A 22,675-nucleotide genomic window follows, 5' to 3' on the forward strand; every position below is an offset into this window, starting at 1 on the left:
GGTGGCCTCCAATGGCGCGGGATGCCGTCGTGTCCTGCCAACTGCATGGGGAGGTTTCCATCGGAATTTTTTGGCGCCGAACTCCGGGACGATCGCAGTTCCGATCCGCGCGATGGTCGAGTCAGGAGGAGTGAGCGCGCGTCGGCACGTCCTCGGAAAAGGCATTCTCGGCCAACGCATCATCGGCCAGGGCGTCATCGGCGGGGTCTGCCAGCGCGAGCCGCACCATCTTGGCGAGTTCCGACTTGCGATAGGGCTTGGTGAGCAGGAGCGCCGCCTGGTCGAGGCGGCCGTGCTCGACCATCGCGTTGTCGGTATAGCCGGACGTGTACAGCACCTTGGTGCCGGGCCGCTGCCGCAGCGCCTCCTCGGCGAGCTCCTTGCCGTTGACGCCGCCGGGCATGATGACGTCGGTGAACAGGAGATCGAAGCTTTGGCCGGAGTCGATCTTGGCCAGCGCCTCGACCCCGGTCGATGCGGTGATGGTCTTGTAGCCGAGGCTCTGCAACTGTGACACGACGAAATCCTGCACCAGGGGATCGTCCTCGACGATAAAGATCGTCTCCTCGCCGCGCGGCGGCGGCGGCTCGGGCGGCGCAGGGCTCGTCGCCTGTCCCTTGGGCACGGGGATGTAGAGCCGGATCGTGGTGCCCCGTCCTTCCTCGCTGTAGATCTTGATGTGGCCGCCGGATTGCTTGACGAAGCCGTAGACCATGCTGAGGCCGAGGCCGGAGCCCTTGCCGGCTTCCTTGGTCGTGAAGAACGGCTCGAAGGCGCGGTCGCGGACCTCCGGCAACATGCCAGTGCCCGTGTCGCTGACGGCGACCATGACATAGGGCCCGGGCGTCACGCCGGCGTTGGCCGAGGCATAGGCCTCATCGAGGTCCACCCGGCGCGATTCCAGCAGCAGCTTGCCGCCATTGGGCATCGCGTCGCGGGCGTTGATCGCCATGTTGACCAGCGAGTTGGCGAGCTGCGCCGAATCGATGTGCGTGATCAGCGTCTCCTCTTCGAGGATCGAGTTGATCTCGATCTGCTCGCCGAGCGTCGGACGCAGCAGCTTTGCGATGTCGAGAATCGTGCTGTTGACGTCGCTGTCGCGCGGATGCAGCGGCTGCTTGCGGGCAAAGGCGAGCAGATGCCGGATCAGCTCGGTGCAGCGGTCTGCCGCCTGTCCGATCAGCGCTGCGGTCGCCGCGGCGGCGGGGCGGTCCTTCACCTCGTCGGCCAGCGTCTCGATGGTGCCGGTAATGATCGTCAGCATGTTGTTGAAGTCGTGTGCGACGCCGCCGGTGAGCTTGCCGATCGCATCCAGCTTCTGCGCCTGCTGCAGCAGCCGCTCGGTCTCGTGCGCCGTGGTGATGTCGTGATAGACCATCGCCGCGCCGGTAATGCCGCCCGCGGCGTCGCGCAGCGGGCGGCCGGAGATCATCAGTCGCAGCGTCTCGTCCCGGTCGGGCCGGTAGACGATCAGCTCGCGGCGGTCGAAGCTCTCGCCCCGCAAGGCTCGCGGCGTCGGCAGGTCGTGGGCTGCGACAGGCGTCACGCCGTCGCTTTCGTAGACGCGGAGGCGCGCGCGGACGTCGGCCAGATTCTTTTCCGGGCTGTAGCCAAGCAGATGTTCGACCGCGGGGTTCGAGAATACCACGGTGTCCGCGGCATCGATGACGAGCACGCCCTCTGCCATGCTGTTGAACGTGTTCTGCAGGATCTCGGCGGAATGGCGCAGCTTCTCATGGGCGGCGATCAGGTCGAGATGCTGCTGCTCGGCCTTTTCCGCCAGCGAGATGGCCTCGGCTTCGGACCGGACCAGCGACGCGCGCAGCGCACGATCGTGGAGATAGGTCCGCCGGATGAGGTAGAAGGCGATGATCAGCAGCAGCGCGAGGCCGCACAGGTCGATCGTGAGCAGCAGCGATCCGGTGGCCTTCGACGTCATCGAACGCTGCGTCAGCAGCTCGCGCTGATCGGCAACGAAACGGTCGAGATGGGCCGTGATCTCGCTCATGGTCGCCGGGCCTTCGGCGCGGCTTCTGAGCGCTTCGAGCCCCGCACGATCGGAGGCGGCGCGCAACCGGATCAGCTCCGCGGCGAGCTCGACCCTGCGGGCAACCAGGGCTTCGGTCTCGGTCAGAAGCTTCAGCGGTTCGGGATTGTCGGCCACGGCGCGCCGCAGCTCGGCCATGGCGACCGGAATTTTCGTGCTGACATCGGCAAACTCCGTCCTGAATTGATCTTCACCGACGAGTGCGTAGCCGCGAGAGGCCGCTTCCGCTTCGCGTAGCAGCAGGCGCAGATCGGAGGTCTTCTGCAGGATGTCGAGCGATGAATTCACCCAGGCCGCGTCGTGGCGCGACTTGATGTCGAGCGCCGTGGACGCGGCGCCGATCGCCAGCAGCGTTCCAAGACCGAGCCCCAATGCGAGGCGCTGATAGGTCATCTGCGTTTCTCAATCATCGACATGTCCGCCAGCCGGGCCGGGGACAATCGCGGCCAGCCACATGCTCCGAGCTTCGATGCAGCTGCGTCCAAGCAGTGAAGATATGTCGGCAAGGCGCGCCTCCTTGTTCGAAGTTCTTGGCGCGTTCGCGGGCGGCAGGCCCAAGCCGCTCACCCGCGGCGTTTGCACTGCGCGAGTCCCGCGAAAATCCATGTGTCCATCGACTGATATCAACCAAGCCTGCGAAGCGCCCAAACGGGCAGAATCACGAGCTCAAACGATATTGGACCGGAACGGGCCGATCATCTGCACGTCGCGAGGCACATTTTGAAATATGGGCGAAAATCAGCCTGCAACGTGGCGCATTAGACACAGAACAAACAACAATACGGCACGAAAAAGGCGGCGAGCGTAGCCCTCGCCGCCTGCTGTTGTCGCAGCTACGATGTCAGACTCTTACGGGCATGGATGGCGAATGCCATCATAGCCGAGATAAGTTCCCGAAGCCGGATCATACGAGCGGTACCTGCGTGCGCAGTAGCTCGGGTCGACGCCTTCGGTTCCGACGACGGCAACAGGCGCGGAGTCGTCATAGTACGAGTAGTCGGAGTAATAGTCGGGCCCGTAATAATACGGATCATTGTAGTAGGCATAGCTGCTGCCCAACCCGATTCCGACGCCAACGCCGACACCCGGCCAGAAGCCGCCGCCGCGGTGATGCCAGCCGCCACGGTGGCCGCCCTGCCAGCCGCCGCCACCCCAATTGCCGCCGCTCCAGTTGCCGCGGCCGCCACCGGTGTTGACGGCGACGTTGGCGCCGGCCGCCGGACCGCGACCCGCGAGCGCTGCGCCGCCAACGGCTGCGCGTCCGGCAAAGCTGCCGCCGCTCATGCCGCCGCCACCCGGGCCGGCCGCAAAGCCGCCGCGTCCGCCGCCGCCGATCGCTCCGCCGCCGCCGATAGCCGCGCCACCGCCCCCGCCGATGGCGGCACCACCACCGCCGCCCGGACCACGACCGCCGCCGCCGGGACCCTGGGCAAAGCTCGTCGTCGCTGCCGCCAGCGGCAGAATCAGCGCCACTGCCGCCGCAGTGCTCCATGTCTTCAGTCTGGTCATCGCTATCGCTCCATCAGGGGGAAAATGACCTAACCGCAGGCCGCGGATGTCGTTCCCCGCCGTGAACCGATACATCGTCGCGGGCGGAGGCGGTGCAACACTGGACAAGATGCGGGCGGGGTGGCATCAGAACCGGGACCTTCACAGAACCGGCCCCAAGCCCATGAAACAGTTCTTTCTCAAGCTCTTCACGTGGTGGAACGGCCAGACTTTCGGCACCCAATTGTGGACCTGGCGCTTCGGCGAGCTCGTGGGGCAGGATGCACAGGGCAACCGCTATTATCGGACCGCCGGCGGCAAGATCGATCCGGTGCTGCATTTCGAGCGGCGCTGGGTGATCTATAACGGCCTGGCCGAAGCGAGCCGTATTCCGCCCGAATGGCACGGCTGGATGCATCACATGGTCGACGTGCCGCCGACTCAGGACGGCTACAAGCCGCGCGAGTGGGAAAAGCCGCATCAGCCGAATCTGACGGGGACTGCGCTGGCGTATCGCCCGGCCGGCTCGACCTTGGGCAGCGGTCGCAGGCCAAAGGCCACCGGTGATTATCAGCCCTGGACTCCTGGCGGCTGATTCGATTTCGCGCGAGATGACCCGATCGGAAGAGGCCGCCCGAACTCCGGGCGGCCGCTTTGCTTTCGGGAGCCTGGCAAGCCTGCGCTACGACGGGTTGGTCCGGAGGGCGGCCGCCGCATGCTCCGCCGCCTCGATTCGCCGCTTCCGGAACGGCGCGATCCGCTCCAGCATGCGTGACACCACCTCCGGCGGCGCCGTGTCAGGGGAACCAGCGTTGAAAGGGGGCGCCGGATTGTATTCGAGCCTGAGCTGGATGGCCTCCGCCGTCTGACGATCGACCAACTGCGCCACCAGGGTCAGCGCGAAGTCGATGCCGGCCGTGACACCGCCGCCGGTGATCCGGTTACGGTCGATGCAGACGCGCTCGGTGCTGACGGTGGCGCCGAACAGCGGCAGGCATTCGCGCGCGCTCCAATGAGTCGCTGCGCGATAGCCGTTCAGCAGGCCGGCGGCGCCGAGCGCCAGCGAGCCCGTGCACACCGACGTGATGTACTTCGCGCCTTCCGCCTGGCGGCGGATGAGGCCGATCACCTCGGCGTCGCCGAGGATGGCATCGACGCCGAAGCCGCCGGGAATGCAGATCACGTCCGCCTGCGGACAGTCGGCAAAGGTCGTCGTCGGCAGGAGTGTGAGAACTGAGTCGGTCGGGATCGGCTCGATCTTCTTCCAGACCAGGTGCAGCGTCGCACCGGGCACGCTCGAGAACACCTGTACCGGTCCGGTGAGATCGAGCTGGGTCACCTGGGGAAACAGAACGAGAGCGATCGAAATCGGTTGGTGCATGGCGGTGCTCGCAGGTCTGGTGCTTGACGGCGGTCATTCTGCATGGTCCGTTGGATGGCTCATATGTCAAAGTTCCCTCGTTTCCGGACATACTTGGGATTCCATGCTTGGGGTCTCAAACTTAGGATCACGGACTTGGGATCACCGACTTGGGATCACGGAGCCATCCACCATGATCGGCGTGCTCATCTATCCCGATTTTCAGTTGCTCGACGCTGCCGGGCCGATCTCGGTGTTCGAGATCGCTTCGCGCTATGCGCGCGCCGCGCCATCGATCAGGGTCGTCGCCGCCACGCCCGGAGCCGTGCGGTCGTCATCGGGGGCTGAGATGCTGGCGCGCAAATTCGGTCCGGTGTCGGCGCTGACCACGCTGCTGATCGCCGGCGGCGAGGGTGTGGAAGCCGCGAGCCGCAACACATGCACGCTGAACTTCGTTCGCAAGGTCGCGCAGCGCGGCACCCGGCTTGCCAGCATCTGTTCCGGCGCCTTCGTGCTGGCCGAAGCGGGCCTGCTGGACGGGCGGCGCGCGACCACACATTGGCAGCGCACGCGGCAGTTCCTGCGCGCCTACCCCCATGTGAAGCTCGAGCCTGACAGCATCTATGTCCGCGACGGCAACGTCTGGAGCTCGGCTGGGATCACTGCCGGCATCGATCTCGCACTCGCCATGGTCGCCGACGATCACGGCGAGGAGATCGCGCAGAAGACCGCACGTCAGCTCGTGCTGTACCATCGCCGCAGCGGCGGGCAGTCGCAGTTCTCCTCGCTGCTGGAGCTGAAGGCGCCGAGCGGCCGCTTCGCCGAACTCCTGATCTGGGCGCGCGAGCATCTCGATGCGCCGCTGACGGTCGACGACCTTGCCGAGCGTGCCGGCATGAGCACGCGGCATTTCACCCGCGCCTTCGTGGCCGAGACCGGCACGACGCCGTCAAAGGCGATCGAGCGTCTCAGGCTGGAGGTTGCGCGCGATCGCGTGCAGGCTTCGCATCAGCCGATCGAGCTGGTGGCCGAGGCGACCGGCTTTCGCGATCCTGAGCGGATGCGTCGCGCCTTCATTCGCGCCTTCGGCCAGCCGCCGCAGGCCCTGCGGCGCGCGGCACGTCTCACCGCCTGACCTGCATCAGTGGATTGGAGGCGCGAGCCTCGATCGTCGATGGCAATTGAAACAATTTAAAGTTGTATCTCGTGCGCAGAGCGCGCATACTGAATGTATTGCCATTGTTCATGGAGGATACGATGCGCGTATTTCTGTCCCTGATTTTGTTTGCTGCTGCCGCGCTCGGCAGTGTCGACAGCGCTTTTGCCGCAAAAGCCGAAGTCACCGGAATGTGCGTCTGCAAGAAAGGCGGCAGCACGATCGAGACCTATAGCGAGACGATCTGCGTGAAGAACGATCATGCGGGCTGCACATCCGCGAAGGTCGCCTGCGTGAATGCCTATGCCGCCACCTGCCAGGGCAAGGGCGGCACGATTTCACAGTCGACCAACAAGTGCAGTGTCGGCGCCAAATGCTGAACAGCTGATCAGCTAGACGTTTCCGAACATCTGTGACACGCAGACCCGCGCGGCGGACATCGGTGCATGTCCGCCCGCGTGTTGGCATCGGCAGGTGTGAGACCTATAGTCCGCCCCGCGAAACCGAGGGGTAGACGAGGCACGATGCGTGTCACCATCATCACCGGCAGCGGAGCCGGCATCGGCGCGGCCGTGGCGCGCCGCCTCTCCGCGCCGGGACAGGCCGTGATGCTGCACGGGCAGGGGGCCGACGAAGCGGGTCTGGCGCGTCTGCGGGAGGTCGCCGCGGCGTGCCGCGAGGCCGGCGCCGAAGCCGCGTTTCATTGCGGTGACCTGGCAAGGCCGGGTGTGGGCGCCGAACTGGTGGCGGCGGCCCGCACGCGGTTCGGCCGGATCGACGCGGTGGTGCATGCCGCCGGCTTTGCCGACCGCCGCAGCTTTCGCGATCTGCCGCGCGACGGGCTCGACCGCTCGCTCGCCGTGATGCCGGCGGCCTTTCATGAGCTCGCCAGCGCCGCACTCCCCGACCTCATGCGAAGCGCGGATGCGCGCGTCGTCGCGATCTCCAGCTTCGTCGCGCATCGCTTCGTGCCGGGCGGCACCTTTCCCGCCTCGGCCGCCGCCAAGGCGGCGCTGGAGGCGCTGGTGAAATGCCTCGCCATCGAGCTGGCTGCGTGCGGCGGCACGGCGAATGTCGTCGTGCCCGGCTACACGCGCAAGGATGCGGGGCGGCTCGGCTCGCTCGACCCGGCCGCGTGGCAGACGGCGGCGGCGGCCAATCCGCAACAGCGCCTCGCCGAGCCCGATGACATCGCCGCGGCCGTGACCTTCCTGCTGGCGAAGGACGCCGGCCACGTCACCGGCGCGGTGCTGCCGGTCGATGGCGGCCTGACCCTGATGTAAGCAGCAGATGGATCGAGTGACGATGGAGAGCGTGCAGCAGACAGCCGACGTGGTCGTGCTGGGAGCGGGGATCGTCGGCGTCTCCTCCGCCTACGCCATTCGGGAGCGCGGGCTCTCGGTGGTGCTGGTCGACCGCAAGGCGCCGGGCGAGGAGACATCGTACGGCAATGCCGGCATTCTGTCCTCCGGCTCGATCCTGCCGCTCAATAAACCCTCGCTGTTCTCAGCGCTGCCGTCCTATCTCGGCAACCGGAGTGCAGCCCTGCGCTGGGATCCGGCATGGACTCTACGTAACGTCGAATGGGTGCTGCGCTTCCTCGCCAATGCCGTGGAGTCCCGCGTCAGGCCGCGTGCCACCGCCCTGCATGGCCTGATTGGCGCGTCGCTGAAGCTGCATCGCGACTGGATCGTCAGGTCGGGCGAGCCGCAGCGCATCCGCGAGACCGGCTGGCTCAAGGCCTGGCGCAGCGACGCCGTCGGAGCGGCCAAGGCGGAGCAGGCTTTCCTGGCCGAATACGGCATCGAGAGCGAGCTGCTCGACCGCCAGGGCATTTCCGCGCTCGAGCCGAACATGCTGCCGGTCTACAAGGTCGGCCTGCTGCACAGCCAGACGGCGTCGGTCGACTCGCCCGGCAACGTGACCAAGGCCTATGCGCGGATGTTCGAGGGCGCGGGCGGTGTGCTGCGGCAGTCCGAGATCAGGGCCCTGCTGTCGGACGGCGACGGCTGGCGAATCGTGCTCGGCGACGGCGAGATCCGCGCCCGCCATGTCGTGGTTGCGCTCGGCCCGTGGTCGCCGGACATTCTCAGGTCGCTGGGCTACCGGGTGCCGATGGCGTTCGAGCGCGGCTATCACCAGGAGTTCACGCCCAATCCAGCGCGCATGCTGCACCGTCCGATCCACGACGCCGAGGGCAGCTTCCTGATGACGCCGATGGAGAACGGCGTGCGGGTCACGAGCGGCGTCGAGCTGACCGACCGCGATGCACGCTCGAATTTCGCCCAGCTCGAGCAGGTGGTGCCGCTGGCGCGCGGCGTGGTCGAGTTCGGCGAGGCCGTGGCCCAGCCCTGGCGCGGCGCGCGGCCGACCTTGCCGGATTCGCTGCCGATGATCGGGCCGGCGCCGCGACATTCCGGCCTGTGGCTTGCATTCGGCAACCAGCATATCGGCTTCACCACGGGGCCGGCCACGGGCGCGGCGATCGCCGCGATGATCGCGGGCGAGGCGCCGTCGTTCGACGCCTCCGCCTTTGCTCCGAGCCGGTATCTGTGAGGGGCCGCGACCGCGTCACGCCGGAGCTGCGATGAACTACACCTGGGATTTCGCCATCCTCGCCAAGTACAGCCATCTGTTCTGGGTGGGGCTCGGCTGGACCATGGCCTACACGCTCGGCACCATCCTGCTCGGCTCGGTGATCGGGCTCGTCGTCGGCATCGTCAGGCTGCGCCGCCCGGTCGTCATCGACTGGCTGCTGATCGGCTATATCGAGCTGTTCCGCTGCACCCCGCTGCTGGTGCAGATCATCTGGTTCTACTACGCGTTCCCGGTCGTGATCGGCGTCAACATTCCGGCGCATGTCGCCGCGGTCACCGTGCTGTCGCTCTATGCCGGGGCGTTCTATGCCGAGATCGTGCGCGGCAGCATCGAGAGCGTGCCGCGCGGGCAGTGGGATGCGGCGCGCGCGCTCGGTCTGCGTCCGTGGCGGATGATGCGGCTCGTGATCCTGCCGCAGGCCTTGAAGCCGATGCTGGCGCCCTACGTCAACCAGTCGGTGACGCAGTTGAAGAACACCTCGCTGGTGTCGGTGATCGCGGTGCCGGATCTCGTCTACAACGCGACCTTGATCAATGCCGACACCTACCGGCCGCTCGAGGTCTACACCATCATCGCGCTGATCTATTTCGCGATCCTGTTTCCGGCCACGCTCTTGGGCCGCCGTTTCGAGCGCGGCATGACGTACGACAAGGCGTGAGAGACTCGGCGTAGCAACATCCTCGCCGTCATTGCGAGCGCAGCGGCTTGTCCGCCATAGCCTGAAAGGCGACGGCGGAAGCAATCCAGGGCGGCACGCGTAGGCCTGGATTGCTTCGTCGCTGCGCTCCTCGCAATGACGGCGGAGAGAGCGCAGCTGCGCTTAGATATTCACCTCGACCGGCACGTCCTCGGCCTTGACGCCGGCCAGCCCGAGGCCCTTGACGAACCATTCGCGCATCTGGCCGATGCTGCGGTTGTAGTCGATCCACACCGCGAGGAAGTCGCGCCAGCGCTTGTCGGCCTCGCGGCGCACGCCCATGCTGGAGGGGATCGCGACCGACGGCGACTGCAGGATCTTGTAGGTGCCGAGGTTGGGGTTCTTGGCGATCGCGGTGAGGCCGAGGATCAGTGCGTTGACGACGACGTCGACGCGGCCCGATGCCATCTCCAGCATCACCTCGTCGCGCGACTTCAGCGACTTGATGGTCGCGTTCGGCGCAAAGCGCCGGGCCACCGCCTCGTTGGCCGAGCCGACGTCGACGGCGATCTTCACTTCCGGCTTGTTGATGTCGGCCCAGGTCTTGGCCTCCATGCCCTTCTTCAGCATCGCGCCGAACGGATGCGGAAACACCGTGCCGCAGAAGTCGATGACCAGCGCGCGCTGCGGCGTCGGGTTGAGCGCGAAGCCGAGATCGATCTTGCCGGCCTGCAAATCGAGCACCGAATTGCCGTAGGTCGACTCGACATATTCGAGCTTCACGTCGAGCAGCTTGGCGATGTCGTTGGCCATCTCGATCGAGAAGCCCGACCACGTGCCGGAGGCGAGATCCTTGTTGAAATAGGGCAGCTCGCCCGGCAGCACGGCGATGCGCAGCACCTTGTTGGCGCGGACGCGGTCGAGCGTGTTGTCGGCCGCTTGTGCCGAGGCGGGCGTCGTCGTCATGGCGGACGCGAGCGCGGCACCGGAGCCGATCGCGAGCGCGTAGCGCAGCGCCTCGCGGCGGTCTTCGGAAATTGTCTGATCGTCTGATGGGGTCACATAATCCTCCTGCACCAACAGGCGCGGAGCGTAGCGCCGGCCTTGCACGCCAGCAACAACCATGTCGGCCTTGATAGTAAGCGGCCGGCCGTCGTCATGCCGGAACGGCCGCACGCCGCTTCCGCGCTGCCTCATTCCGATGCAGGACTGATCAAGCCGTGATCGGTCCCGCCAGATGGAAGCGGCCTCGGGCGCAGGCGCTCGGCGACCGGCCGCAGCAGTTGCGGAGCGAGGTGAATCGGGAACTGGCTCATCGCGAAATACAGCCAGGTCGTGCCGGGGATCGCGCCCTCGGTCGCCGCGAGCATCAGCCCCATGTTGCGCAGCGACACCATCATGCCGAGCGCCATCGCGCGTTCGCGCCCCGCACCGCGAAACAGCAGCATCGTGGTACCAAGCAGCAGGAAGAACACCGCGAAGGCGAGCAGCGCCAGTCCCAGCATGCGGAACGGGCTCGCCGCCAGGTCGGCCAGGAAATGCGCCATGATGGCGGAAGCGAACACGAACAGGATGAGGATGTTGAAGCCGTCGATCGGCGCGCGGTGGCGGCGGATCGCGTCGCTGCCGAAGGCAAGGCGGATCGCGGCCGCCGTAGCCAGCGCGCCCGCAAGGATGGCGGCGAGCTTCAGCCCGAGCGCGGCCGGAGACAGTGACAATGTCTCGCCCAAAAACACATAGGCGAACAGCGGCGCCGTCAGCGGCACCAGCGCGGTCGAGGTCACCAAGGTGATGAGTACGAGCGTCGCATCCAGCCCCATCAGCGCGGCGAGCGCGGGCGAGGCCATCATCGGCGAAGCCGTCGCCTGCAGCATCAGCGCGAGATGGAGGTCGGGCGCGGCGGCATCGACGCCCGTGGCGCGCGCGATCGTGCCGACCAGTGCCGGCACGGCGACCGTGGTCCAGGCCGTCGCGGCCACCACCAGCAGAGGCCGGCGCAGATGCGCGCGCAGCATCGCGACGTCGACGCGCATGAACGAGATGCAGAGCAGCAGGAAGATCGCATGCGTGACGTAGGGGCGCGTGAGCTCGCCGAGCGGCGGCACTGCGATTGCCACGATCAGCACCGCGACGATGGCGCGGGTGCCCTGATTGCCGAGCCAGCTCAGGGCCTGCAGAGGAAAAGCGAGAGGCCCGAGGGACGGCATCTTCATTCCGAACGATGGGAATCAATGAACGCGCGAACCATGCGTTGGCCGCGCGTTCATGCAAAGTCACATCTGGTTACGGACGATGTCGGCGCCCGCGCGTCATTGCGCGCTGGAGCCGCCGACCACGATCTTCTCGTTGAGCTTGAAGTCGACCGTCTGCACTGTCTGATCGATCTCGGGGTTGGGCATGCCGAGCTGCTGCGAGATCAGCTTCACCAGAAGGTCGACGCGCTCGATGAAGGGCGCGCCGGCGGCGACGGCGCGCGCGGCCGACGACGGCTTGAGCAGGCTCTCGGCCGCCTTGGCGTATTTCTCGAACGGCACCTGGTCGCTTGGATCGGCGCCGAGCTTGCGCGCGATGGCGTCGACGTGCTCGTAGATCGATTTCGACTGGGCGAGGTTGCCGTGCACGGCGTCGCGGATCGCCTGCGGCTCGCCGCGGGTGATGCAGCGGTAGTTGCCGGTCAGCAGCATCGACCACTTCGCCAGCGGCACGAACAGCGAGTCGAACACCTTCAGCTTCACGGGCACGTCCTGGCCGTCGAGCCTGACCGCGTCGATGTCGCGCTCGAGCTCGCGCAGCAGCGCGTTGTGCGTTTCGTCCTCGAACGCAGCGGCCTTGAAGTTGGTCGGCAGGCCGACATGCAGCACGTTCGCGCCTTCCTCCGGCGGACGGAAGGCCTGCGGATCCGGCGAGCACAGCGTCACCAGCCCGGGCGTGAAGCGTTCCCACACCGCGGGATTGGTGTAGGCCTCGTCGAGGTCGACATTGGCGAGCGCCGGGATGCGCTTGAGATAGGGCAGCGGCGGCATGTTCATGATCGAGAGGCACGGCAGTCTGGCCTCGGCGATCTTCACCATCAGCACGCGAATGGTGTGGTTGGTGTATTGCGGCTCCTGCATCGCCAGGCCGACCAGGTCGTAGCGCGACAGGTCGACACTATCCGGCGTGGCGGCGTCGAGCTTGCCCGGCAGGTCGCGCGAGAAGATCGAGCGGTGCGTCGGCTCGTCGCGCAGCTTGATGCGGACTTCGGTGCCGTCGCGGTTGATCAGCTCCGCCGTTTTCTTGCGGCAGACCAGCGTCACGTTGTGACCGGCCATCAGCAGCTTGGTGCCGAGGAGGGAGCCGTAGGAGGCCCCGAGAATCAGGATGTTGCGTGCCATGCCTTGGTCGTCCCCAGAGATCGGTTCGAGATTTCGCGTTCGCGTTTCTTATTGGTGATCCAGCCGGACCGAAGAGTCCGTCAGGCGCCCCGCAGGGGCGGACGGAGGCGGTAACCCATTGCCTCGGTTGCTGGCATACCAGAGCTTTCATCCCATGGAATGCGCCGTCTGGCAAGGTGCAGCGCACCCAGGCGGCACCCGGCGCGTGTCGCGGCCGAGCCGGCCAGGCGCGATCGACCTTGCGCTTGGAAATCCGGCGGCTCAGCTCAGCGCCATATAGCGCCCGGGCTTGTGGTTGATCGCGATGATGACGTTGACGATCACGATGCCCAGGATCGACAGCGCCAGACGGTTGACCGGGATGACGAAGAACGCGGCGATCATGATGAGGAAGTCGACGGCGAGCTGGAAATAGCCGGCGCGGATCTTCCAGTGCTCCTGCAGATAGAGCGCCAGGATGTTGATCCCGCCGAGCCCGGTGCGATGCCGGAACAGCATCAGCAGACCGGTCCCGGTCAGGCCGGCGCCGATCACCGTGGCATAGATCGGATCGATATGGCTGATGTCGATCCATGACGCCGTCAGCCGTGAGAACAGCGCGACGAGCCCGACCGCGACGAAGGTGCGGATCGTGAATGGCCAGCCCATGCGCCGGACGGCCAACGCATAGAACGGCAGATTGATCAGGAAGAAGCTGACGCCGAAGCCATAGCCGCTGACGTAGCTCAACAGCAGCGACAGGCCGGCGGTGCTGCCGACCAGCAGCACCGTCTTGCTGTAGATGAGCATGCCGAGCGACACGAACAGCGTGCCCAGCGTCAGCGCCATCGCGTCCTCGTAGAGCTTGTGCCGCTCCTGAGCGACGATCTCGGTCACGGCCTTGGTCCTTGCAGGCGATGGCTCAAAGCGACTTGAACAGGCCGGCGACGCGCGAGACGTCGGCGAGCTTCACGCCTGCGATGTTGATGCGGCCCGAGGTCGGCATGTACACGCCGTGCTTTTCGCGCAAGGCCATGACCTCGGCCGGCGTCACCGGCAGCAGCGAGAACATGCCTTCCTGGACGCCGATCGCGATCGTGTTGGACCAGCGCCCGCCGAGCGCCTCGGCAAAGCCGCGCCGCAGGCTCGCCAGGCGGAGCCGCATCGACTCGAGCTCCTCGCTCCAGTCGCGTCGCAGATCGGAGCTGTCGAGAATGGTCTTCACGATCGCCGAACCATGGTCCGGCGGCATCGAGTAGCTGGTGCGCGCGATCGCGACGAGATTGGAGCGCGCGGTGTCGGCGGCTGCCTGCGACGTCGCGACGGCATAGAGCGCGCCGGTGCGCTCACGATAGAGCCCGAAGGACTTCGAGCACGACACGGCCACGAGCGCCTCGGGGACGGCCGCGATCATCGTCCGCAGGCCGGCGGCGTCACCTTCGAGCCCGGCGCCGAATCCCTGGTAGGCGGAATCGATCAGCGGCACGAGCCCGCGCGCGGCGATCACGGCGGTGATGCGCGCCCAATCCTCCGCGCGCAGCGGGGCACCGGTGGGATTGTGGCAGGAGGCGTGGATCAGGACGGCGTCGCCGGGCGCGGCGCGCTGCAGTGCCTCCAGCATGTGGTCGAGCTGCAGCGTCTGCGAGGGCACGTCGAAGTAGGGATAGGTCTCGATCTCGAGCCCGGCCGCGGCGAAGATGCCGGCATGGTTGGGCCAGCTCGGCAGGCCGAGCCAGATCTTGCCGGTGCCGGCCTGGCGAACCAGATCGGCTGCGAGGCGCAAGGCGCCGGAGCCGCCCGGCGTCTGCACGCCGGCGGCGTGGACCGGCAAGGCCGTGCCGCCGACCATCGACCACAGCAGGTCGAGGAATGCCTGGTCGCCTTCCGGCGCCACATAGCTCTTGCTGTCCTGGCTCTCCCAGATGATGCGCTCGGCAGCTTTCACAGCGCGGAAGATCGGCGAATGGCCGGCCTCGTCACGATACACGCCGACGCCCAGATCGACCTTGTCCGCTCTCGGATCAGCCTTGAAGATGCCGATCAGAGCGAGCAGGGGGTCATCGGGTTGGTGGGTCAAGCGGTCGAACATCGGGGCGATCCTATTGGAGGATGGTCTCGCCAGACGGCCATGGGCCGTCCTTGCGGGCGACGGGACACTATCTTGGTTGCAGCGCAAAAACAGCGGACATTTCGGCGATGCTCCGCTTCGTCAGCTGCATGGGCGGCCGTTGCGCCCTCAGAACTGGCCCTGGCCTGCCTGAGCGTACTGAGCGACAAGCGTCAGCGACTGCCGTCTGAGCCAGAACGAGGCTCGGGAGACGGCTGTGGGGACTCGTTGCGGATCCTGCTCGCGCGCTTGGCGGCAAGCTGGGAGCGAACCCTGCCATCGACTTTGCGTCCGGTCGCACGCTGCCATGTCCGAAGCTCGGCGGCGGTCAGGATCACCTTCACGACACGCTGGTCTGGACGATCGCCGATCGTGTCGATGACCTCCTGAACGCTGGTCAGCCATTCTTCGTAGGTATCGTGCAGATCTGGGCAGATACGCCTGATATCATCCCACTCCTCGGGCTTGAACCAAGCCAGCGCAATCTCCAGAGTTGGCTCCATGTTCATCCTGCTCACCTGTCCGCTCCGAATGATATCTCAAACTCGCGGAGTCCCGAAGCTCTGACGTCTTTCGGCGAGTCAGATGCGCGGTTTGGGCGCGGGCACCCGGTCGGAGTCGCCTGAGTTCGGTTCGCCCTTGGGTTCGATCAGGAGCACCTTGACCTCTTTGGCCGCGCGCGGCCGATGGACGACGCCTCTGGGAACAACGAACAACTCGCCGGCCTTCACCGTTCGCGAGGGCTGACCTTCGATATCCATTTCCATCTCGCCTTCCAGGACGAGGAAGAAGTCATCCGTCGTGTCATGCTTGTGGAACGGGAATTCTCCCATGAACTTCACGACCATCACGTCATTGTCGTTGTAGTCCGCGACCACGTGCGGGTCCCAATGGCCTGAGAATTGGCTCAGCTTGTCGGCGAGGTTCACGGTCTTCATGCGCGAGTCTCCTGCTGCGAGGAATGAGATGTGGCTGTCCAGTCGTCCCGGCTGGTTTGCACGGGATGTAGCTGTTGCTCGAGCGCGAGCAAGCCGATCTCACACGAGACGACTTCGACCGCATGTGAGCGCGACCCGCGAACTCGCGGGTCGTTGTGTTCTGAGCTCAGCGCGGTAACGGCTCAGATGCCGCCGGGCCGATCGAGCTGTTTCAGCCAGACGCCGATGTCGCGCGCCGCGACATTGGCCTGGTCGAGCAGCTTGCCCATGGTGAAGAAGCCGTGGAACTGGCCGGGATGCGTCCGATAGGTCACCGGCACGCCGGCCTCGCGCAAGCGCCGCGCGTAATCGTCGCCTTCGTCGCGCAGCGGATCGGCGCCTGCGGTGAGCACATAAGCCGGCGGGAGCCCGACCAGGGTTTCCGCCTTTGCCGGCGAGGCCCGCCAATCATGGATGTCGGCGGCACTGTTGAGATAATGGTCGCGAAACCAGCGGATCACCGAATGCGTCAGCAGCACGCTGGTCTCGGGCTCGCTGTGCGAGGGATGGCTCATCGAAAAGTCGGTGGCCGGATAGATCAGCACCTGGCCTGAGAGCTTCGGGCCCTTGCCGTCGCGCGCCGAGAGCGCGACGACGGCGGCGAGATTGCCGCCGGCGGAATCGCCGCCGACGCTGAGCCTGGCTGCATCGATGCCGAGCGCGGCGGCATTGTCGGCGATCCATCGTATGGCCGCGGCGGCGTCGTCGACCGCGGCCGGAAACCTGTGCTCGGGCGCGAGGCGGTAATCGACAGAGATCACGATCAGTTCGCCTTCGTGCGCCAGCGCGCGGCAGACCACGTCGTGCGAGTCCAGATTGCCGATCACCCAGCCGCCGCCGTGATAGAACACCAATCCCGGCGCAAGACCGTTGGTCTGCCGCACCGTTTTTGGCCGATAGAGCCGGGCCGGGATTGCGCCATGCGGGGCAGGGATGGCGAGGTCCTTGACCTCCGCAAGCTCGGGCGGCTCGGGATTGCTGACGACGCGCGCGGCCAGGTAGTAGTCCCGCGCCTCCTGCGGTGTCAGCGTCTCATAGGCCGGCCGACCGGCCTCCTGAAATGCCTTGTAGACGGCAGCGGCATCGGCATCGAGTTGCACGGGCATTGCAAAAACCTGTCGGGTTGAAAAGACGGTCGAGTGGAAGGGACGTCAGGCGGCGGTGCGGCCGCCATCGACGGTGTAGGCTGCGCCGGAGACGTAGCTCGCATCATCGGAGGCGAGGAAGGCGACGATCGCGGCGACCTCCGCGCCCTGGCCGAGCCGGCGCGCGGGGACGCGGTCGACGACCTTGTCGGCCGGCACGGGAGCGCCGCTGCGCCCTTCGATGATCGCGCTCAGCATGCGGCTCTCGATCAGCCCGGGGCAGATGCAGTTCACGCGCACATTGGTGCCGGTGCATTCCCACGATGCGCTCTTGGTCAGGCCGATCACCGCGTGCTTGCTGGCGCTGTAGACCGCGATCTGTGGCGAGCCGATCAGGCCGGCGATCGAGGCGGTGTTGATGATCGAGCCGCGGTTCTGCTTCAGCATCACCGGCAGCACGTGCTTGAGGCCGAGAAAGACCCCGACCACGTTGACGTCGAGCACGCGGCGGAACGCCTCCAGCGGATACGCCGTGATCGGCTTGATCTCGCCTTCGATGCCGGCATTGTTGAAGAACACGTCGATGGTGCCGAACCGATTGCAGGCCTGTCGGACATAGGCTGCGACCTGGTCCTCGTCGGTGACGTCGGCGGCCACGGCGAAGGTCTCGGCGCTTGCGGGCAGGCCGGCCGTCGCGGCGGCGAGATCGGCCTCGCGCCGGTCGACGGCGACGATGCGGGCGCCCCGCGCGGCCAGCAGCCGCATGGTCGCGGCGCCGATGACGCCGGCCGCGCCGGTAACGACGGCCACCCGGCCGTCGAGACGGATCGAATCAGACATCGGTTTCCTTCCCTTTGACGCCGGTTCCGTCCGGCTCTTGATCACGACTATCTCATTGGATGAACCGGCTGACCAGCACGCGGCGTGCTGGCAGCTCGCCCTTTCCCCGCCGTATTCGGCATGTTAACGGGAGGGCTGATCGAGAGCGGCGGATGGGTCATGACGCGATTTGATTGTCCCGAACCCCGATTCGCCTGATAAAGCCGCGCGAGATGCACCGAACAATCGTCCTGACCGGTATCGCGGCATTGCTGGCCGCCACATCCCTCACGCTGTCCGTGCCGGCGCGCGCGCAGATCGGTACCATTTTCTCCGATCCGGTTCCGCGCCCGCCGGGCAACATTCCGCGCCGTGGCGAGCCGATTCCGCCTCCCGAGGAAGAGGAGGAGATCCCCGAGCTGCCGCAGGGCCGGGTGCTGCCGGCGCCGACCCGGCCGCCGCCAGGGCAGGGCGCCGCCCTGCCGGGTCCGGTCCAATCCCAGCCGCTGGCGCCGCCGCCGGGAACGACGATCCTGCCACAGAACAATCCTCCGGTCGCGGCCGTGCCGCCGCCCGGCCAGCCGGGGGCTGCGCCCGGTCAGCGGCAGGCGCCGCCACGCGGCGCACCCCAGAATGCGGCGATCCCGCCGAACGGCGCGGTACCGCAAACCCCGGCCACCATCCAGCCGGGCGACGAGGTCGTGACCGAGCCGCCGGCGCAGAAGATCGTCAACAAGAAGGCGAGCTTCTCCGGGCTCGACAAGATCACCGGCCGCATCATCAATTTCGACGAGGAAATCGGCGAGACCGTACAGTTCGGCGCCCTGCGGGTGAAAACCGATGCCTGCTACACGCGGCCGGCCACCGAGGCCGCCAACACCGACGCATTCGTGGAGGTCGACGAGATCACCTTGCAGGGCGAGGTGAAGCGCATCTTCTCGGGCTGGATGTTCGCGGCCAGCCCCGGCCTGCACGGCGTCGAGCACCCGATCTACGACATCTGGCTGGTCGACTGCAAAGAGCCGCAGACCACGGTCGTCAGCGCCGCGCCGGATCAGAAGCCGGCCGCGGCGCCGCAGCCTGCGCAAAAGCGTCCGCCGCAGCAGCGGCAGGCGGCGCCCAGGTCGCCACCGCCGCCGCAGCAGTATCAGACCCAGCAGGTGCCGCCACCACCGCCGCCGCCCCAGGCGGGCGGACCGTTCGGCGGAGTGTTCAGATAACCGGCGCTCAGCCGCGCGCGGCGATGATCGCGAGTGCCTCGGCGCCTGAGATCGGCCGATCAACCGCCAGCCTGGCGAAATTGGCGGCCGGCCCCCTCAGGGCCTTTTCGAGCAGCACGGTGTAGCGCCGGCGCGGGATCTCGAGGGCGCCGAAGGTCTTGAGGTGCTCGGTGACGTATTGGGTGTCGAGCAGCTCGAAGCCGCCGGCGATCAGCCGCGCGACGAGATGCACCAGCGCGACCTTCGAGGCGTCGCGGGTGCGGTGAAACATGCTCTCGCCGAAGAAGGCGCGGCCCAGGCTGACGCCGTAGAGGCCGCCGACCAGCTCGCCATCCTGCCAGCATTCGACGCTGTGGCAATGGCCGAGCGCGTGGAGGCCGCTATAGAGCTCGCGGATGCGCTTGTTGATCCAGGTGTCCTCGCGGCCGGGCTGCGGCGCGGCGCAGCCATCCATCACCGCCTTGAAGGCCTGGTTCACCGTCACGGTGAAGGCATCCGACCGGACCGTGCGCGCCAGGCGCGAGGCGACGCGAAAGCCGTCGAGCGGAATGACGCCGCGCAGCTCCGGCTCGACCCAGAACAAGGTCGGGTCGTCGGCGCTTTCGGCCATCGGGAAGATGCCGCAGGCATAGGCACGCAGCAGGACCTCGGGCGTGATCTCTGACGCTGCGGAGTCGCGCGTATTCATGAGATCAGCATAGCAGGCCGACGTCGGCCGCGCGATGGTCGCGTTCCGTCCGCGCCAGCTCAACCGACCGCGGCAGAAGCGGGCTTGGGAGCATGCTTTTCGAAGCGGAATCGGACGACGATCTTGGTGCCGGCATGGTTCGGGTCCGGGCCGACGCTGGCATCGAGCTTGGTCGCCATGGCGCTGACGATGCGCTGGCCCATGCCGGTCGAGCGCGGGTCGCTGGTCGCGTTGAGGCCGACCCCGTTGTCGGCGATCGACAGCATGATGTCCTCACCCGCGAGCTTCAGCTCGACATGGATCGGGCCAGGGCCGTCGGGATAGGCGTATTTGACCGCGTTCATGACCAGCTCGTTGACGACGATGCCGATCGCGACCGCGCGATCCGGGTCGATCTCGACCGGCTCCGCCTTCAGGGTCAGCCGCGACATCCGGTTGCCCTCGGCCGAGCGGCGGAGGTCGTCGAGCAGCGAATCCAGGTACTGGTTGAGCAGCACGCTCTTGAGGTCCTGGGACGTGTAGAGGCGGCGATGCACCTGTGCCACGGCGGCGACGCGGCCCATGGCGTTGGTCAGCGCCGCCTTGACGTCGTCCTGATTGCTGGAGTTGGCCTGAAGATGCAGCAGCGAGGCGATGATCTGGAGCGAATTGCCGACGCGGTGATTGACCTCGCGCAGCAGGACCTCGCGCTCGGCGGCCAGCGCCGCGTAGCGGTCGCGTGACGCCCGCACCTCGGCCTCGGCCTCGTCGCGCGCCTTCTGCAGCCGGGCCTGCCGCACCGCGCCTTCGGCTGCGACCTGCAGCAGCGGGATGAACTCGCCCTGCACGTCCTTGACGAGGTAGTCGGCCGCGCCCGCCTTCAGGGCCGTGACCGCGATCTTGGAATCCTGTGAGGCGGTGACGAACACCACCGGCGGTGGTTCGGGCAGCGCCATGATGCGCTCCAGCGTCTCGAGCCCGTCGAAGCCTGGCATGTACTGGTCGAGCGCCACGACGTCGATGCCGCCGCGCTCCAACCGCTGCAAGCCGGCGCTGCCGTCGCTCGCGTGTTCGACCGTGAAGCCCAGGCGCTTGAGCCCGCGCTCGACCAGCCGCGCCAGCGCTGCGTCGTCATCGATATAGAGCAGCGTGGGGGCGGCGGAGCTCATGCGGCGGGCGGAACCTGGATGACGGAGAAGAACAGGCCGAGTTGGCGAATGGCGTTGGCGAAGCTCTCGTAGTTGACCGGCTTGGTGATGTAGACGTTGCAGCCGAGTTCGTAGCAGCGCTTGATCTCCTGCGAGTCGTCGGTCGTGGTGAGGATGACCACGGGCGCGCTCTTCAGGAAGCTGTTCTGCTTGACCATCTTGAGGATGTCGATGCCGGTCATGTCCGGCAGGTTCAGGTCGAGCAGGATCAGCAATGCGTGCCCCTTGTGATCGAGGCCGGTGCCGTCAGCACCCAGCAGATACTTCACGGCATCTGTACCGTTGGTGAACGGCTTGATTTCGTTGTTGACGCCGGAGCGGCGGATGTTGCGCTCGATCAGGCGGGCGTGGCCTTCGTCGTCCTCGATCATGATGATCGTCACGGGCATGGTCATCGGTCTGAATTCCGGTTTGAGGCGTTCCAGTTGATCGGGAGCGTGATGGTGAACGTGCTGCCCTGGTCGAGCTCCGATGCGACCGACATGGTTCCGCCGAGCCGGCGCACCAGGGCGCGGACATGCGCCAATCCGATCCCCTGACCCGGACGGTCCTGGGTCCCGGCGCGGCGGAACAGGTCAAAGATACGTTGGTGATCCCGGGGATCAATCCCCCGGCCGTTGTCCGTGATCTCGAAAATGGCGAAACCGAGCTTGGTGCGGGCGCGAATGGCGATGTCGCCGGGAACGCCCGGCTTGAGATATTTGATGGCGTTGTCGATCAGGTTGGAGAAGATCTGCTCCAGCGCCAGGCGGTCGCTGACGATGGCCGGCAGCGGTTCCAGGCGAATGGTGGTGTCGGTTTCCGCCGCCTGATGCGCCAACGTCGAGACGATGCCTTCGATCAGTTCGCGGGTATCGATCCGTACCGGCACGAACTCGCGGCGTCCCTCGCGGGTCAGGTTGAGGATCGCCGAGATCAGCCGGTCCATCTTGGCGATCGAGGACTTGATAAAGCCGAGGGCTTCGGTGAAGTCCTCCGAAAGCTGCTTGTCGGCGCCTTCGAGCTCGGGCTCGGTGCCTTCCGCCGGCGGCGGCGCGTCGGAGGCCGCCCGCGCCAGCGTCGCAATCCGCCGGAAGATATCGTTGCGCAGTTCGTCGAGCTCGCTGGTGAAGCCCATGATGTTGACCAGCGGCGAGCGCAGGTCGTGGCTCACGATATAGGCGAAGCGCTGGATCTCCTCATTGGCCTCGCGCAGATCGGCGGTGCGCTCGTCGACGGTGGCTTCCAGATTGAGATTGCTCTCGCGCAGCTGTGCCTCGGCATCGTCGCGCGCGCGGGTCGAGCGGCGCACCAGCAGCACCGAGATGATGGCGAGCACGACGACCAGCGCCGAGCCGGTGATGGTGACGATGGCGGCGAGCTGCTGGCTGGCATCGGCATTGGCGGTCCGCAGCGCCAGCAGCCGCTCCTCCTCGAGACGCATCGCCTCGGCGGTGTCGCGCATGGTCTTGCTGCTGCTGGTCGAGCCCGCGTCGCGGACCAGGGCGATCGCGGCGGCGAGGTCGCCGCGCGCGACCAGCAGCTTTTCGCGGTCGAATTGCGACAGCCGGGTCTCGATCACGCTGCGCAGCGTGGCGAGATTTTCAACCTGGGCGGGGTTGTCCGCGACCAGCCCATGGAGCTTCTCGAGCACCGGCCCGATCGCCGCGACGGCCGCCTCGTGGTCGTTGAGGAACTCCTGTCCCTGGGTGAGAAGGTAGGCCCGCGCCGCGCTCTCGGCGCGCCGCACCTCGAGCAGCAGGGCGTTGATCTGGTTCTCGGCCTCGACGGTGTGCACCACCCAGGCGCTGTCGCTGCGGGCCTTGTTGACCAGCAGAACCGACGCCGTGCTGACCGCGACAAGCACGAGGAAGCCCGCTGACAGCAGCAGGACCTGTCCCAGCGTGCGCCTTCGTCTCACCTCAGGCGCCACCGCATACTCGCACGTCGTTGAAAATCACTGCCCCCTGGCGG

Annotated in this window: 23 protein-coding genes; 7 read left to right on the forward strand and 16 right to left on the reverse strand. The window is 66.7% G+C overall.

Annotation, left to right across the window (positions count from 1 at the left end; all coding sequences use genetic code 11):
* Positions 1 to 121: 121 nt before the first annotated feature.
* Both ACQR1X_RS08705 and ACQR1X_RS08710 read right to left on the reverse strand, forming a co-directional pair.
* Complete coding sequence (locus tag ACQR1X_RS08705) at positions 122 to 2,440, reverse strand: CHASE3 domain-containing protein (RefSeq protein WP_434898660.1); 2,319 nt, start codon at positions 2,438 to 2,440, stop codon at positions 122 to 124.
* 456 nt (positions 2,441 to 2,896) lie between these two features.
* Positions 2,897 to 3,556: a BA14K family protein gene (locus ACQR1X_RS08710; protein WP_434898661.1), complete on the reverse strand. Its 660-nt coding sequence runs from the start codon at positions 3,554 to 3,556 to the stop codon at positions 2,897 to 2,899.
* Positions 3,557 to 3,719: 163 nt separating this feature from the next.
* On the opposite strand from ACQR1X_RS08710, the gene ACQR1X_RS08715 reads away from it, so the two are divergent.
* On the forward strand, positions 3,720 to 4,130 hold the full coding sequence (locus ACQR1X_RS08715) for an NADH:ubiquinone oxidoreductase subunit NDUFA12 (protein ID WP_315800436.1): 411 nt from the start codon (positions 3,720 to 3,722) through the stop codon (positions 4,128 to 4,130).
* Between the two features lie 87 nt (positions 4,131 to 4,217).
* Here the strand turns inward: ACQR1X_RS08715 and ACQR1X_RS08720 are convergent, their stop codons facing one another.
* On the reverse strand, positions 4,218 to 4,916 hold the full coding sequence (locus tag ACQR1X_RS08720) for a DJ-1/PfpI family protein (protein WP_434898662.1): 699 nt from the start codon (positions 4,914 to 4,916) through the stop codon (positions 4,218 to 4,220).
* Between the two features lie 172 nt (positions 4,917 to 5,088).
* On the opposite strand from ACQR1X_RS08720, the gene ACQR1X_RS08725 reads away from it, so the two are divergent.
* The 5 genes from ACQR1X_RS08725 to ACQR1X_RS08745 all read left to right on the forward strand — a co-directional run bounded on the left by ACQR1X_RS08725 (position 5,089) and on the right by ACQR1X_RS08745 (position 9,307).
* On the forward strand, positions 5,089 to 6,030 hold the full coding sequence (locus ACQR1X_RS08725; protein ID WP_434898663.1) for a GlxA family transcriptional regulator: 942 nt from the start codon (positions 5,089 to 5,091) through the stop codon (positions 6,028 to 6,030).
* Positions 6,031 to 6,140: 110 nt separating this feature from the next.
* Positions 6,141 to 6,431 carry a hypothetical protein gene (locus tag ACQR1X_RS08730; protein WP_316180788.1) on the forward strand — a complete coding sequence of 97 codons (291 nt, stop codon included), beginning with the start codon at positions 6,141 to 6,143 and terminating at the stop codon, positions 6,429 to 6,431.
* A gap of 144 nt (positions 6,432 to 6,575) precedes the next feature.
* Complete coding sequence (locus ACQR1X_RS08735; RefSeq protein WP_316180786.1) at positions 6,576 to 7,334, forward strand: SDR family NAD(P)-dependent oxidoreductase; 759 nt, start codon at positions 6,576 to 6,578, stop codon at positions 7,332 to 7,334.
* A 22-nt stretch (positions 7,335 to 7,356) separates the two neighbouring features.
* On the forward strand, positions 7,357 to 8,607 hold the full coding sequence (locus ACQR1X_RS08740; protein WP_434886194.1) for an NAD(P)/FAD-dependent oxidoreductase: 1,251 nt from the start codon (positions 7,357 to 7,359) through the stop codon (positions 8,605 to 8,607).
* Between the two features lie 31 nt (positions 8,608 to 8,638).
* On the forward strand, positions 8,639 to 9,307 hold the full coding sequence (locus ACQR1X_RS08745; RefSeq protein WP_315780581.1) for an amino acid ABC transporter permease: 669 nt from the start codon (positions 8,639 to 8,641) through the stop codon (positions 9,305 to 9,307).
* A 162-nt stretch (positions 9,308 to 9,469) separates the two neighbouring features.
* On the opposite strand, the gene ACQR1X_RS08750 is transcribed toward ACQR1X_RS08745, so the two are convergent.
* From ACQR1X_RS08750 to ACQR1X_RS08790, 9 genes are all read right to left on the reverse strand, one after another.
* Positions 9,470 to 10,348: a transporter substrate-binding domain-containing protein gene (locus ACQR1X_RS08750; protein ID WP_434898664.1), complete on the reverse strand. Its 879-nt coding sequence runs from the start codon at positions 10,346 to 10,348 to the stop codon at positions 9,470 to 9,472.
* A gap of 131 nt (positions 10,349 to 10,479) precedes the next feature.
* Complete coding sequence (locus ACQR1X_RS08755) at positions 10,480 to 11,493, reverse strand: Na+-dependent transporter (RefSeq protein ID WP_434898810.1); 1,014 nt, start codon at positions 11,491 to 11,493, stop codon at positions 10,480 to 10,482.
* 102 nt (positions 11,494 to 11,595) lie between these two features.
* The gene (locus ACQR1X_RS08760) at positions 11,596 to 12,660 is read right to left on the reverse strand and encodes a ketopantoate reductase family protein (RefSeq protein ID WP_315800176.1); all 1,065 of its coding nucleotides are present in this window, start codon (positions 12,658 to 12,660) and stop codon (positions 11,596 to 11,598) included.
* A gap of 261 nt (positions 12,661 to 12,921) precedes the next feature.
* Complete coding sequence (locus ACQR1X_RS08765) at positions 12,922 to 13,536, reverse strand: YitT family protein (protein ID WP_316215707.1); 615 nt, start codon at positions 13,534 to 13,536, stop codon at positions 12,922 to 12,924.
* A 25-nt stretch (positions 13,537 to 13,561) separates the two neighbouring features.
* Complete coding sequence (locus tag ACQR1X_RS08770) at positions 13,562 to 14,728, reverse strand: amino acid aminotransferase (protein WP_434898665.1); 1,167 nt, start codon at positions 14,726 to 14,728, stop codon at positions 13,562 to 13,564.
* A 191-nt stretch (positions 14,729 to 14,919) separates the two neighbouring features.
* Positions 14,920 to 15,255: a hypothetical protein gene (locus ACQR1X_RS08775; RefSeq protein WP_315800173.1), complete on the reverse strand. Its 336-nt coding sequence runs from the start codon at positions 15,253 to 15,255 to the stop codon at positions 14,920 to 14,922.
* 72 nt (positions 15,256 to 15,327) lie between these two features.
* Entirely contained in the window at positions 15,328 to 15,684 is a 357-nt protein-coding gene (locus tag ACQR1X_RS08780) for a cupin domain-containing protein (RefSeq protein WP_315800172.1), read from the reverse strand.
* A 182-nt stretch (positions 15,685 to 15,866) separates the two neighbouring features.
* Positions 15,867 to 16,829 carry an alpha/beta hydrolase gene (locus ACQR1X_RS08785; RefSeq protein ID WP_434898666.1) on the reverse strand — a complete coding sequence of 321 codons (963 nt, stop codon included), beginning with the start codon at positions 16,827 to 16,829 and terminating at the stop codon, positions 15,867 to 15,869.
* Between the two features lie 45 nt (positions 16,830 to 16,874).
* Positions 16,875 to 17,648 (reverse strand): SDR family NAD(P)-dependent oxidoreductase, encoded by a 774-nt coding sequence (locus tag ACQR1X_RS08790; protein ID WP_316180775.1) that lies wholly within the window; start codon positions 17,646 to 17,648, stop codon positions 16,875 to 16,877.
* Between the two features lie 212 nt (positions 17,649 to 17,860).
* Here ACQR1X_RS08790 and ACQR1X_RS08795 point away from each other — a divergent pair, with 212 nt between their 5' ends.
* Entirely contained in the window at positions 17,861 to 18,847 is a 987-nt protein-coding gene (locus ACQR1X_RS08795) for a DUF2155 domain-containing protein (protein ID WP_315800169.1), read from the forward strand.
* Between the two features lie 7 nt (positions 18,848 to 18,854).
* On the opposite strand, the gene aat is transcribed toward ACQR1X_RS08795, so the two are convergent.
* The 4 genes from aat to ACQR1X_RS08815 are packed head-to-tail and all read right to left on the reverse strand — an operon-like array spanning position 18,855 to position 22,634.
* Entirely contained in the window at positions 18,855 to 19,535 is a 681-nt protein-coding gene (aat, locus tag ACQR1X_RS08800) for a leucyl/phenylalanyl-tRNA--protein transferase (RefSeq protein ID WP_315800168.1), read from the reverse strand.
* Between the two features lie 59 nt (positions 19,536 to 19,594).
* Positions 19,595 to 20,683 carry a sensor histidine kinase gene (locus ACQR1X_RS08805; RefSeq protein ID WP_315800167.1) on the reverse strand — a complete coding sequence of 363 codons (1,089 nt, stop codon included), beginning with the start codon at positions 20,681 to 20,683 and terminating at the stop codon, positions 19,595 to 19,597.
* Positions 20,680 to 21,117 carry a response regulator gene (locus ACQR1X_RS08810; RefSeq protein WP_172109443.1) on the reverse strand — a complete coding sequence of 146 codons (438 nt, stop codon included), beginning with the start codon at positions 21,115 to 21,117 and terminating at the stop codon, positions 20,680 to 20,682. The genes ACQR1X_RS08805 and ACQR1X_RS08810 overlap by 4 nt, the downstream gene beginning before the upstream one ends.
* Positions 21,114 to 22,634: a sensor histidine kinase gene (locus ACQR1X_RS08815; RefSeq protein ID WP_434845926.1), complete on the reverse strand. Its 1,521-nt coding sequence runs from the start codon at positions 22,632 to 22,634 to the stop codon at positions 21,114 to 21,116. The genes ACQR1X_RS08810 and ACQR1X_RS08815 overlap by 4 nt, the downstream gene beginning before the upstream one ends.
* Between the last annotated feature and the right edge of the window lie 41 nt (positions 22,635 to 22,675).

This window comes from Bradyrhizobium sp. HKCCYLRH3073, assembly GCF_051167995.1.
In the GTDB taxonomy this organism is placed as follows: domain Bacteria; phylum Pseudomonadota; class Alphaproteobacteria; order Rhizobiales; family Xanthobacteraceae; genus Bradyrhizobium.

Bases quoted from the DNA above. Each gene is read 5' to 3' on its own strand.
- ACQR1X_RS08705 (WP_434898660.1), bottom strand. From the start codon at position 2,440: ATGACCTATCAGCGCCTCGCATTGGGGCTCGGTCTTGGAACGCTGCTG.
- ACQR1X_RS08710 (WP_434898661.1), bottom strand. From the start codon at position 3,556: ATGACCAGACTGAAGACATGGAGCACTGCGGCGGCAGTGGCGCTGATT.
- ACQR1X_RS08715 (WP_315800436.1), top strand. From the start codon at position 3,720: ATGAAACAGTTCTTTCTCAAGCTCTTCACGTGGTGGAACGGCCAGACT.
- ACQR1X_RS08720 (WP_434898662.1), bottom strand. From the start codon at position 4,916: ATGCACCAACCGATTTCGATCGCTCTCGTTCTGTTTCCCCAGGTGACC.
- ACQR1X_RS08725 (WP_434898663.1), top strand. From the start codon at position 5,089: ATGATCGGCGTGCTCATCTATCCCGATTTTCAGTTGCTCGACGCTGCC.
- ACQR1X_RS08730 (WP_316180788.1), top strand. From the start codon at position 6,141: ATGGAGGATACGATGCGCGTATTTCTGTCCCTGATTTTGTTTGCTGCT.
- ACQR1X_RS08735 (WP_316180786.1), top strand. From the start codon at position 6,576: ATGCGTGTCACCATCATCACCGGCAGCGGAGCCGGCATCGGCGCGGCC.
- ACQR1X_RS08740 (WP_434886194.1), top strand. From the start codon at position 7,357: ATGGAGAGCGTGCAGCAGACAGCCGACGTGGTCGTGCTGGGAGCGGGG.
- ACQR1X_RS08745 (WP_315780581.1), top strand. From the start codon at position 8,639: ATGAACTACACCTGGGATTTCGCCATCCTCGCCAAGTACAGCCATCTG.
- ACQR1X_RS08755 (WP_434898810.1), bottom strand. From the start codon at position 11,493: ATGCCGTCCCTCGGGCCTCTCGCTTTTCCTCTGCAGGCCCTGAGCTGG.
- ACQR1X_RS08760 (WP_315800176.1), bottom strand. From the start codon at position 12,660: ATGGCACGCAACATCCTGATTCTCGGGGCCTCCTACGGCTCCCTCCTC.
- ACQR1X_RS08770 (WP_434898665.1), bottom strand. From the start codon at position 14,728: ATGTTCGACCGCTTGACCCACCAACCCGATGACCCCCTGCTCGCTCTG.
- ACQR1X_RS08775 (WP_315800173.1), bottom strand. From the start codon at position 15,255: ATGAACATGGAGCCAACTCTGGAGATTGCGCTGGCTTGGTTCAAGCCC.
- ACQR1X_RS08780 (WP_315800172.1), bottom strand. From the start codon at position 15,684: ATGAAGACCGTGAACCTCGCCGACAAGCTGAGCCAATTCTCAGGCCAT.
- ACQR1X_RS08785 (WP_434898666.1), bottom strand. From the start codon at position 16,829: ATGCCCGTGCAACTCGATGCCGATGCCGCTGCCGTCTACAAGGCATTT.
- ACQR1X_RS08790 (WP_316180775.1), bottom strand. From the start codon at position 17,648: ATGTCTGATTCGATCCGTCTCGACGGCCGGGTGGCCGTCGTTACCGGC.
- ACQR1X_RS08795 (WP_315800169.1), top strand. From the start codon at position 17,861: ATGCACCGAACAATCGTCCTGACCGGTATCGCGGCATTGCTGGCCGCC.
- aat (WP_315800168.1), bottom strand. From the start codon at position 19,535: ATGAATACGCGCGACTCCGCAGCGTCAGAGATCACGCCCGAGGTCCTG.
- ACQR1X_RS08805 (WP_315800167.1), bottom strand. From the start codon at position 20,683: ATGAGCTCCGCCGCCCCCACGCTGCTCTATATCGATGACGACGCAGCG.
- ACQR1X_RS08810 (WP_172109443.1), bottom strand. From the start codon at position 21,117: ATGACCATGCCCGTGACGATCATCATGATCGAGGACGACGAAGGCCAC.